This window comes from Flavobacterium cerinum (assembly GCF_004028155.1).
GTDB lineage: Bacteria > Bacteroidota > Bacteroidia > Flavobacteriales > Flavobacteriaceae > Flavobacterium > Flavobacterium cerinum.
The window spans coordinates 30,916-43,974 of sequence record NZ_SBII01000004.1 but is presented as its reverse complement, the minus strand read 5'-3'; the positions used below and the strand labels follow the sequence as shown (position 1 = coordinate 43,974).

4 protein-coding genes are annotated in these 13,059 nt (G+C 40.4%); all 4 read right to left on the bottom strand.

Features of this window, described 5'->3' with window-relative positions:
- Nucleotides 1-164 precede the first annotated feature (164 nt).
- Complete coding sequence (locus EPI11_RS07080; protein ID WP_128389260.1) at nucleotides 165-2,102, bottom strand: OmpA family protein; 1,938 nt, start codon at nucleotides 2,100-2,102, stop codon at nucleotides 165-167.
- A gap of 12 nt (nucleotides 2,103-2,114) precedes the next feature.
- A complete protein-coding gene (locus EPI11_RS07075; protein ID WP_394343635.1) occupies nucleotides 2,115-3,041 on the bottom strand; it encodes a PorP/SprF family type IX secretion system membrane protein in 927 nt (308 codons plus the stop codon).
- Between the two features lie 73 nt (nucleotides 3,042-3,114).
- Nucleotides 3,115-10,317, bottom strand: a complete 7,203-nt coding sequence (locus EPI11_RS07070) for an Ig-like domain-containing protein (RefSeq protein ID WP_128389258.1) — start codon at nucleotides 10,315-10,317, stop codon at nucleotides 3,115-3,117.
- Nucleotides 10,318-10,386: 69 nt separating this feature from the next.
- The gene (locus tag EPI11_RS07065; RefSeq protein WP_128389257.1) at nucleotides 10,387-12,861 is read right to left on the bottom strand and encodes an immunoglobulin domain-containing protein; all 2,475 of its coding nucleotides are present in this window, start codon (nucleotides 12,859-12,861) and stop codon (nucleotides 10,387-10,389) included.
- Between the last annotated feature and the right edge of the window lie 198 nt (nucleotides 12,862-13,059).

Genomic DNA, 13,059 nt, shown 5'->3' with positions numbered 1-13,059 from the left:
TATGATTTCTCACTTTATGCGACCAACAAAAGTAATAATTCGTCAAGATTAAACAACTATATATTTTTAATTATGCATTTCAAACGCACATTTTTATGCAAATAAAAAGGCACCCCCCTTCAGGATGCCTTTTCGGTAATAAAAACTGGTAATCAAAAAAGAGTTTATTTCTTAACAATAATAAAGTCAGATCTTCTGTTCACAGCATGCTGCTCTTCTGTACACTTCACGCCATTACTGCACTTATTGCGCAGCTGCGTCTCACCATATCCTTTAACACTTTCTATACGCGATGGGTCTATTCCTCTGGCAATAATGTAATCGTAAGTAGATTTTGCTCTTTCCTGAGATAATTTCAGGTTATAAGCATCTTTACCTCTTGAATCGGTATGCGATTCGATCTTAATTACTATACCAGGGAAGTTTTTCATAACATACACTACTTTATCAAGTTCTAAAGCAGCCTGTTCTTTAATGTCTGATTTGTCGTAATCAAAAAAGATCGGATTAATATCTACTTTCTCTACATTACCGTCTTTCTTAATCAAATCGTCATAATTAGAAAGCTCAAAATCTATATTTTTAGTCTCATCATCCGGTTTTTTAGTTGTTTCCAACTCTTTTTCTGCCTTAGTATGATTTGCTTTTGAGGCTTCTATCTTAATTTTAGATCGACAGGGCACCTCAACTTTATAAGTACCATCTTCTTTGGTTTTGGTAGATGCAATTACGTCACCATACTTATCATACACTTTTACATCGGCATCATTAATGCCAATTTTGTATTTCATATTAGTAACTTTACCAGACACCCACTGGTTACAGATAGGCTCCTGTCTTGTAAAATAATAAATGTCATCATCTCCTTTACCTCCTGATCTGGAAGATGAAAAATACCCAAATTTTTTATCCTTGTCTATGATAAATGCAAAGTCATCTCGGCTGCTGTTAACCGGCGCTCCAATATTTTTAGGCATAGAAAAATCTAATTCTTTAATTCTTCTGCTCTCAAAAATATCAAGTCCTCCAAGTCCGTAATGCCCATCAGACGAGAAATAAAGAATGGAATCCCTTTCAAAAGGAAACATTTCTCTTCCTGCCGTGTTTATTCTCGAACCAAGATTTTTAGGTTCACCTACTTTACCATCGGTATATACCTCAGCAACATAAATATCGGTATCGCCAAAACCTCCCGGCATATCAGATACAAAATATAACATCTTACCATCAGACGAAAGTGCCGGATGCGCTACTGAATAATCTTTACTATTAAACTGCAGTTTCTCTACATTAGAAAGTTTATCGCCATCAATAGTACCTTTTATGATCTCAAGGTTATTTGTACCGCTTTTGCTATTAATAAGCTTGTCATTTTTCTTTACGTTATTAATACTGTAGTATATCGTTTTAAGATCCGGCGAAAAGGTTAGTGTAGCATTGTGATACTGTGTCTGGTCTTTTGGGATAAATTTTTGATCATTAAATAAAGCCCCGTCTGCGGCATTTCTATCAGCTACAAAAAGTTCAAGAAAAGGCTGCTCATTCCAGGAATATACCTTACCCCCTACTTTTGTCGTATCCTTACTTGAAGAATACACGATCTGGCTGCCATAAAATGCAGTACCAAAATCGGCCTTATCAGTATTAATAGCAAGATTGGAAATCTTGTAATTCGCAGGTGCTTTATTAAGGCTGTCCAGGTATTTTTTCTGGTTTATAAAATTATCTATCGCCGCTTTATCTCCTGTTGCTTCGAGTCTTTTTTTCATAAGCTCGTCGGCTTTCTGATAATTTCCTTCTGCACGCAATGCCTGTATATAACGATTAAAATACTTATCGTCCATATTACCATCTGTAGTATTCAGCTTGGTGTACCATCTCAGGGCACTGCCCATATTACCGGTATAATAATAAGCATCTCCTACATTTTTTATAACTTCAATACCCGGTTGTTTTTCTTCTTTCAGGTATTCTTCATATTGTTTTGCCGCATCTACGTATGCAAAATTGGCAAACAGCCTATCGGCTTTTCTTAACTTAGACTGTGAATAACCTGCAGTTATACAAAATAACAGACTAAATAAAAATAATTTTCTCTTCATGATGTATATGTTTTAGAAAAACCTTGGCGATTTAATTCTGGCTGCTTTTGGTACTAACTGGAATCTCAAAATAAACTCGTGAGATCCATCATTGTATTTGTTAAACTCTGTTACGGTGTAATCATAAGAGTAGCCTATAAACAAGCCTCTTGTAATTTGAAAACCCGCCAGTGCGCTCACAGAGTCATCCCAACGATAAGATGCTCCAAGAGTTAGCTTATCATACAATAAAAAGTTAGCAGAAAAATCTGCCGTAATCGGTGCTCCCGATACTATTTTACCCATTACCGCTGGTTTAAATTTTAAATTATCCGAAATATCAAATACATAACCTCCAATTACATAGTAATGAAGCCTGTCTGATACTGTAGATTCTTTAATATCATCATAATAATCTGCTCTTATAAAATTAGGTACAGATACTCCTGCATACCATTTCTCTGTATAATAATAAATCCCGGCACCCACAGATGGTGAGATCTTATTATTGATATTGGTATTAAGCAATGGATCTCCTCCCTGATAATAAGTTCCTTTAGACCAGTCAATATTTAAAACTCTTGCTCCGGCTTTAAGGCCAAAAGCAATTTTAGAATTATAACTTACCGGTATTGTATAAGAGAAATTACCGTCTACATACACCTCATCTGCCGGTCCTAATTTATCGTTTACGGCACTAAGCCCTAAACCCACTTTATCATTAAATACCGGAGAGTGAATGGTAAATGCCTGGGTTCTTGGTGCCCCGTCAATACCTACCCATTGTGAACGATGCAGCAGTGTTGCCTCAAGAAAGCCGGGTGAGCCTGTATAGCCCGGGTTTACAGCTAACGTGTTGTACATGTACTGCGTATACTGCGGTTCCTGCTGTGCCTTAGCGCCTATGGCCATAAGGATGAAAAATATCAGGAAATATTTTTTAAGAATTGTCGAATTCATTTTCATACTAAAATATATTTTTTGTTGATAATGGGAGTGGCAGCAAAACTGCCACTCCGTTCTTATCCTTGTTTTATCTCATAATATATACCCATCCTGACTTAGTCTTGCCGTCTACTTCAAGTACATAGAAATAGGTTCCTACCGGCAGCTGCTCGTTTCTTCTTACAACACCGTCTACATTTGCAGTTCCATCCCAATTATTGGTGTAACCTGCAGTTTTATAGACAGACGAACCATATCTGTTAAATATTTCCAATTTATTATTTGGATAAAATTCTATACAGTCAATTCTAAAGGTTTCATTAAGTCCGTCACCGTTAGGTGTAAACTCACTGTATACCGTTAAGCATGATGGTTCGATCGTTGCTCTCGCTTCATTGTTGCCAATGTTGCTGTCCAGTGGTGTAGATGTTAGTATGTAAACAACATTCTCATAATTACCTCCAAATACAACTTTAGCTTCCAGATTCATTACTGCCGATTGTCCCGGTAATATTTCCGGAATACTCCAAACACCGGTTACAACGTCATAAGTACCTTTGCTTAAAAGCGCAGTTACAAACTCATAACCATCCGGAAGTACCTCGCTAACAACAACATCTGTAAATATACTTTGTCCGTTATTGGTTACAGTTATGGTAAAAATAACGTTTTCGCCAATATTAGGAGCAAATAAATTAACAGTTTTAGAAATTGTTATATCAGAGCAGCTTGTTACGTTAACCTCAAGGTCAGCAGCAGCTATACCCGCACATCCGTTAGCATCTGTATAAGAGACACTTACAAAGTTTTGACCGATATCTGTCCAGTTCACCGTTACAGTATTATCCGACGTTGATCCGCCGGCAATAATATCACCGCCAACAACCGTCCAAACATATCCTGAGTTACCGCTTTGTGTACTATAAGTAACCTGTTGACCAAAGCATGCTTCTGGTCCTCCGCCGGTTATCGTTGCAGGAGTACTTCCGTAAACTGTTACAGTTATCGCAAGTCTAACACTGCTTGGGCAGCCGCCTGTAGTAAGAGAAGCATAATAAGTACCGCTTGTTAAGGGAGTATTAGGGTTTAGTGGTGCACCTCCTGTTGGAACTGTATACCAAACCACACCCGTTTCATTAACCTGCAGGTCAGAGACCGTAGGCGTATCACCCTGACAGAACTCCTGAGTAAGATCTGTGGCTGTAGGTGTAACTCCACTATTTACGGTTACCGTTATAGCCAAACGTACTGAGCTTTCACAACCTGTAATAGGATCTGTGTAAGATGCATAGTATACCGTACCATTTGTTAATGGTGTTGCTGCATCAATAAGCGATCCGCCTGTTGGTTGAGTATAGAATACTACTCCTGCAGGACTTACCTGTATGCTGGCTACTGTTGGATTATCTGTTTTACAGAAGTCCTGAGTATCATCATCTGTCGATGGTGTAATACCATTGCTTATGGTTACCGTTACTGCAAGGCGCACTAAACTCTCGCAGCCTGCAGCGCTTTCCAATGCTCCATAATACGTAGAACCAGATTGTAGTGCTTGTGTTGCAGGAAGTGGTGTACCTCCGGCATTAGCAGCATACCATATAACTCCCGGTTCATTTACCTGAATACTCGCAATTGTTGGATTATCTATCGAACAGAATGTCTGATTGGTATTATTTGTACTTGGTGTTGTACCATTACTTATGTTCACTGTTATGGCAAGTCGCACTGCACTTGCACATCCTGAAGCGTCTACGATACTTGCATAGTAAATCATTTCATTTACCAGTGGCACAGTAGCATCAACTATTACACCACCCGTAGGTTGAGTATACCAAGTCACGCTTGGGTTGTTAACCTGTATATCACCCACTGTAGGCAGATCTGCCGCACAGAAAGATTGTGAAGTACTAACTGTTGTAGGTGTTGTACCATTTTTAAGATTAACCAATACGGCTAATCGAATTGCACTTGGACACCCTGTAGCCGGATCTATAACAGATGCATAATAGGTTACACCATTGGCAAGTGCTGTTGTAGCCGGTACAACAGTACCTCCTACTGCTGCAGTATACCATGTAACTGCTGTTTGATCTACTTGTATGTTAGCAACCGTTGGCGAGTCAATCGTACAGAAACTCTGCGTTGTATTAGCAGACGATGGTGTTATACCATTGCTAATTGTTACCGCTATTTCAAGTCTTGTCAAGCTGTTACAGCCTCCTACAGTTAAACTTCCATAATAGGTACCATTTGTTAGCGGAGTAGTAGCAGCAACTGGAGTACCTCCTGTTGGAACTGTATACCAAACCACACCTGGCTGATCTGCTTGTAAATTAGCAACTGTTGGTACATTAATCGAACAGAAATCCTGTGTAGTATCCTGCGTTGATGGTACCGGCGCATCATTTACTGTTACCGTTACAGCAAGTCTTACAGCACTTATACATCCTGTACCCGCATCGGTTAACGAACCATAGTACGTTGTACCCGATGTTAATGCAGCTGTGCCAGGAACTATTGCTCCGCCTGATGAAGCTGTATACCAAACTACTCCGGTATTGTTCACCTGTATGTCAGAAACTTTTGGATTATTTACCAAACAAAAAGACTGGTTCAAATTCAACGTTTCCGGTGTAGGTGCATTACCTACTGTCACTGTTACTGCAAGCCTTACAGAACTTATACATCCTGTAGTTGGGTTTGCCAATGAGCCAAAGTAAGTTGTTCCACTTACCAGCGCTGTACCATTAGGCACCACTGCGCCCCCGTTAGCAGCTGTATACCAAACTACTCCCGTTTGACCTACTACTATATTAGCTACTGTAGGGCTATTTGCCAAACAGAAATTTTGTGCAGCAGCTCCTGTTGGTGTAGGACCATCAGTTATAGTTACCGTGACAGCCAGTCGTACAGAACTTGTACATCCTGTTGTTCCATTCGTTAATGAGCCGTAATAGGTTGCACCATTTACAAGTGCAGTATCATTAGCTACTGGTGTTCCTCCTGCCGAAGCTGTGTACCAAATCACACCGGTTTCATTAACCTGTATATTGGATACCTTAGGGCTGTTCACTAAACAAAAATCCTGTGTAGTATCAAGCGTTCCCGGAGTTGGTGCATCACCTACCGTTACTGTTACTGCAAATCTGGTAGAACTTATACATCCTGAAGCAGGATCTGTAAGCGAACCATGATATGTTGTGCCAGATATTAGAGGTGTCGTATTAGCGACAATTGTTCCTCCTACTGCAGCTGTATACCAAACTACTCCAATTTGATCGGTTACTATATTACCAACTGTAGGGCCATTTGCTAAACAGAAGTTTTGTGCAGCAGCACCTGTTGGTGTTATTCCATTACCTACAGTAACTGTTACAGCAAGACGTATAGAGCTTATACATCCTGAAACACCATCTGTTAAAGAGCCATAATAGGTTGTACCGTTTATTAATGCTGTCGCGTTATCCACTATTGTTCCTCCAACATCAGCGGTATACCATACCACTCCAGTTTGATTCACCTGTATATTAGATACCTTAGGGCTGTTTACTAAACAGAAATCCTGTGTAGTATCAAGAGTACTTGGTGTTAGAGCATCGTTTACCAACACTGTTACAGCAAGCCTGATAACACTTGGACATCCGGCATTTGTTAATGAGCCATAGTATGTTGTACCGGACACTAGTGGTGTAGTATTTGCTATTTGAGCTCCTCCTGTTGGAGTAGTATACCAAACAACACCTGTTTCGGCTACTACTATGCTGCCTACTGTTGGGTTATTTACTTTACAGAAGCTTTGTGCTGCTGCTCCGGTTGGACTTGGTGCAGTACCTACCACAACATTTACGGCAAGACGAATCGAGCTTTGGCAGCTTCCACTTGTTAATGAACCATAATAAGTAGAACCAGACACTAGTGGTGTACTATTAGCTATTGGAGCTCCTCCTGTTGGAGTAGTATACCAAACAACCCCTGTTTCGGCTACAACAATATTGCCTACTGTTGGCGCATTTATTAAACAAAAGTTTTGTGTTGTATTTAAAGTTGTTGGTGTTGGAGCATCATTTATCGTTACCGTTACAGCAACACGAATACTGCTAACACAACCATCTACAACTAAACCACCATAATATGTTGTTCCACTTATAAGGGAATCTGTATTCGAGAACTCCGTTCCTCCTGAAGGAGCAGAATACCACATTACATTTGGCTGGTTCACCTGAATATTAGACACTTTCGGGTTATTTATTTTACAGAAACTCTGTTCATTATTTAGAGTTGTAGGTGTTGGAGCATCTGTTAATGTTACCGGTATTGCCAGGCGTACAGAGCTTTTACATCCTGTAATGCCAGTCAGCGAACCGTAATAGGTTGTACCGGACACTAAAAGTGTAGCAGCAGCCAGAGGTGTTCCTCCTGTTGGAACATCATACCAGCTCACTCCTGTCTGAACAACACTAATACTAGCAACTGTTGGCGCATCGGCCACACAAAATGTTTGCGGATTTATAAATGTTGTTGGCGGCGGTGTATCGTTAAGTATAACCGCAACTGCCAGTCTGTTTACACTCTCACAATTGTTTACAGTTTCAAACTGCGTAGCATAATACGTTGTATTATTTACTAACGGCGTATTATTTGCTAATGGAACACCTCCTGTTGGAGCAGCATACCATTTAATATTGGTTTCAACCGTTTGCAAATTAGCTAAAGTAGGCACATCTGCTGCACAAAAAGTCTGTGTAGGATTTAATGTGGTTGGTGTAGCTACCGGGTTAATTAAGCAAGGGTCGCAAATAGTACCTGTGTTGTTATAGTTACCTGTGAAATAATTATCCAGTATAAATACATTAGCAAAATAATTATTAAAATCACCATTCCCCATACCTGTCGCAGTAGATTGCGGGTCTGTCGCGTTATTAAACAGTCGTATACCTACAGCACAACATTGGGCATTTGGCAGTTTAAATGTAAACAACAGCAATTCCTGGCCGGCAACAAGATTAACTGCAGATCCACTTGTGGATACTGCGTGGAAATCATTTGCAGGCGAAGCTCCCGGAGCAAATACACTTGAGTTATTTGCCCATACACCTCCGTTTACCGATGTAACTACTAACGGCACATTATCTATAACCGTTGGAAGCAATACACCTACCTGGCTACCGCTCGCAATAAAGAAATTAGCTGCTGTAAAGTTTGGCTTGCCATATATTTCATAAGTACAGGTGGCTGCATTAAACTTAACCGTATACTGAATTTCAGGATTTACTGTACAGGCTGGGCTGGCAGGGTTAGGATCACAAGGGTTTAATGGATTACTGCCATTAGCAACCTCAGTTCCATCATTTATTCCATCACCATCGGTATCAGGTATAGTTGGATTGGTTCCTAAAGAAGCTTCCTGGTTATTGGTAAGTCCGTCATTGTCCTGATCACAGGCAGGAGAGCTAAGGTTAGGGCTGCATGGATTTAACGGATCACTACCGTTTGTAACCTCAAGGCCATCATTTACCCCATCACCATCCGTATCAGGATTGGTAGGATTGGTAAGCAAAGTTGCCTCCTGAGCATTAGTAAGTCCATCCCCATCCTGATCACAGGCAGGAGAATTAAGATTAGGACTACATGCGTCAAGCGGATTAGTACCATTAGCAACTTCCAGACCATCATTTATGGTATCACCATCGGTATCAGGATTGGTAGGATTAGTACCCTGCATTGTTTCCTGGCTGTTAGTAAGACCATCATTATCCTGATCGCAGGTTCCAAAAAGCGGATTAGGACTGCAAGGACTAAGCGGATCACTACCGTTAGTAACCTCAGCACCATCATTTACCCCATCACCATCGGTATCAGGTATAGTTGGATTGGTACCATTCATCGCTTCCTCACCATTGGTAAGGCCGTCGTTATCCTGATCACAAGTAGGGAAATTCAGGTTAGGGCTGCAAGGACTAAGCGGATTGCTGCCATTTGCTACCTCTGTACCATCGTTTATTCCATCATCATCAGTATCCGGCACTAAAGGATTAGTTCCATTAGTAGCTTCCTGATTATTATTTAGTCCGTCGTTATCCTGATCACATAGTCCTGCCGCCGGATTAGGCACGCATGGATTGTTATCATCAGGATCTGTGGTAGATGGAACTCCATCGCCATCAGCATCTACCGTGGTACAGCCTGGTATTGCAACAGGGCTGCATGGGTTTAATGGATCACTGCCGTTTGTAACCTCAGTACCATCATTTATTCCATCACCATCGGTATCAGGATTCGTTGGGTTTGTTCCTAAAGAAGCCTCTATTGTATTGGTAAGTCCGTCACTATCCTGATCACAAGGACCAGCTAAAGGATTAGGGCTGCATGGGTTTAACGGATTGCTGCCGTTTGTAACCTCAGTACCATCGTTTATTCCATCACCATCGGTATCAGGATTGGTAGGATTGGTACCATTAGTAGCTTCCTGTGCATTGGTAAGGCCATCACCATCCTGGTCACAGACTGGAGAGTTAACGTTTGGGCTGCAAGGATTAAGCGGATTACTGCCGTTTGTAACCTCAGTACCATCGTTTATTCCATCACCGTCTGTATCTGCAACTGTTGGGTTTGTTCCTATTGTTGCTTCTTCAGTATTGGTAAGTCCGTCGTTATCCTGGTCACAAGTACCAAAATTAGGATTAGGCACACATGGATTGTTATCGTCCGGATCTGTTCCGGCCGGGCTTCCGTCACCATCATTATCAATTACAGCACAAACAGTACCCGTATTAGCATAGTTAGTACCATAATGATCCTGAAGATCGATTACATTACTAAGGTAAATTCTAAAATCGGCACCCGTCATTCCGGATGCTGCCGATAGTGGGTCTGATGCATTATTAAATAAACGCACACCGGCAAGACAGCCATCCAGCAATGTAAAACGGAACAGTAATAATTCTGTACCCGATGTAAAATTTACCATTGCTCCATTGGTAGCTATACCATGAAAATCGTGTGCAATATCAGCCGCAGGGGCATAGATCTGTGAGTTATCCACCCACGGACCGCCATTGACCGTTGTTATCGAAAATGCCGCATTTGCAGATGCCGCAGGAAGTACTACCGTAATCTGACTGCCTCCACCAAAAAAGAAATTATTTTGGGTAAAGTTAGGTCTGGCATATACTTCATACACATTAGTTGCTGTGGTATATTTCAATGTAACGTCAATTTGCTGCGAATAGAGGTATTGGAAGGGCATAAATAACCCTGCCAATAATAATATCTTAATTATAAGACTTTTCATACGCGAATAGTATATAGTTTAAAAATGGGATTGTAAATAAAATAAAGTCATATAAGCTATGGCTTTATTTTATTGCGGCATCTGCTCAAACATTCCGTTATAGTTAGCCAGTGTGTTTGTGTTTAGCGGATAGGTAACTATTATATTTAATATAATCTGCCTATCATTATTAGAGCCATCATACAATACTTTTCCATCCATGTTTACGTCTCCCGAAAAATATCCTGTAGCATTAGAATAGTTAAGGATCTGAGAAGCATTAGCCGGGAAAGAAAGTACCTGTGAAGCCACTACCTGTCTGTCGTTTGCTAAACCATCATATTTTACCTGAGTATCAAAATTTGCATTACTGCAATACAATGCTCGTACACTGCCAACTGTTGCCATAGCTTCCTGTCCGGTAAAGCCCGAAAGTGCAAAAAGGTTAGCGTTTGTTAGTGTCGTAAAATCTAATGTTACCTGCTGGTTAACAGCTGTAAGTGTCTGGCTGCCTAATGCACCCAAATGGTTTCTGTGCTTAACAGATATTTTAAATGTTGCCGGGAGCCCTGCCACAACAAGCGGCCCGCCATTTGCAGCAACAATATCACCATCTCTTTGCAGTAAAGCCGATACGGTTTTTAGCACTGTTAAAGGATTTGCGTTATCTCTAACTTCTACAAAAACCCAGTCTACAATAGCATTCCCAGTTCCTGCGTTTGCCTGTAAAACAACATTTGTAGTCGTTTCAGTACCACCACCGCCTACATGGGTAAATCGTGCATTAAGAGTATTGCTGTAAGGCTGGTTTAAAGGAATAAAACCGCCCACTCTAAGATCATCACGCATTAATCCTCCCGTAGCATTGAATAATGCTCCTTGCAGCATAACCTTTAAATTGAGGGTAACATTGCAAAGTGGCAACAAATCTACTGTGATAGCAAGACGTATTGTACTTCCACATCCAGTGACAGCATCTGTAATGGATGCATAATATACTTTATTATCTACCAATAGTGTATTAGAAGGTATTGGTATACCTCCGGTTGGAGCATCATAAAAAGAAATATTAGGCTCATTCACCTGAATATTGGCAACTGTAGGATTGTTAAAAGCACAAAACTCCGGAGTTGTATCTATTGTCGTTGGAGTTACAACCGGGGTTACAGTTACTTTTACCGCAATTCTTGATGACTCTTCAGGACAGCCGATTTTAGCCGCCGATACATAAAAAGTAGTTGTAGTCGTTAATATAGGTGTTACAAAAGCCACACCTGAAGCACGCACTGTACCTACACCTCCTGTAGGAACAGCATACCATCTTAGCTCATTGCCTGCTCCTGTTGTTGCTGTAAGCGAAGCCGTAGTTCCAACGCATCCTACATATCCTGTTGATAATGGAGGTAATACTATTGTTGGAGGAGCTACCGTTCTCGTAACCCCAAAGAAATCAAGATTTTGTGCTACAGATAGTGATACAAAAGAATAGAAACGCAGTGTGATCCTGTCAACCGGTGCTCCGGGATTTACAGGTATGGTAGTTATTACATTACCTTGAGGGGGAGCTAAAAGGCTCAATGTTAGCAGTGTTGCTAAACTTTGATTGCTAACCTCTGTACCTCCGTTAGATGATATAACCCGTATATCATTAATAACATCCAGGTTGAGCAGTGTTTGGGCAAGTCGTATTCGCACTCCAAACTGATCGGTCGCATTAGAAAGTCCTTCAAAATAAACCGTTTGTTCAATTGTTGAGCCTACACCTAAAACTCCTAAACTTAAAGTCGAAAAGTTAGTGGTATTGGCATCGATAGCATTTTGAGGGTTAGTTACACCAGCAGAACCTAATTGCAGCAGATCCAAAGTTATGCCTGTTCCCGAAAAAGAGGTATAGGCCGGAGATCCGCAATTTGCCGGAGCACTAACATAATATGCTTCAAAAACATTCATGTTTTTCTCATTACCTAATCCAAGTAATGTAGCTCCAATACGGTTAGTGACTTTTATATGATTATAGGTAGTTGCAGGTGTTATAGCAATTAAAAAATCGCCAACATCGTTTCTAACTATTCGAAGCCTGTCCCCTGCAAAACTTCCATTCGCCTGGCTGTTACCGGATATAATCGGTGCCCCACCATTTAAATTGGCTTCCACACTAAATTCCTGGTTACCTATTAATACAGCACCCAAAACATTTGCCAAAAGATTTCCAAGGCTACCACCAAGTAAAGAAGGCAAAAGATTATCCTCTGTAGTTATTTTTACATACGTAGTTGTGTTCGCAGGCACATTGCCCGGAAACTGCAAATCAATGTATCCGTTAAAAGCTCCTAATCCAAGAAGCCCCCCGGCATTCGCTTTAACCACTGCAGAAGTAGTTAAATTTCCATCATGGGCAAGACCCGATCCAACAACTTCATTTGGGCTAAAACCCGTATTTGATGTAGTTGCTGTTGACGCATAAATTCTCGTTTGCGCTTTTCCTGTGTAAGGGAGCAGGAAAAAAGACAAAATAAAGAGTAAATAGAGAATTTTTGTTTTTTTGAGAGTAGTTTTTAGTACCATATGCTTAAGATTAATTTAACAATTAGCCGTTAATGCAATTAAATTAATCATAACCTCAACCAATGGCTTTACTCATTCTAAATACCGCATAAGTATCGACAAAATACATATTTTTATCGACAATCAACACCTGAAATTTCGTGTTAAATTTTAGTATTAAATTAACATTAACGCGTCTTTTTTTATACTATATTATGC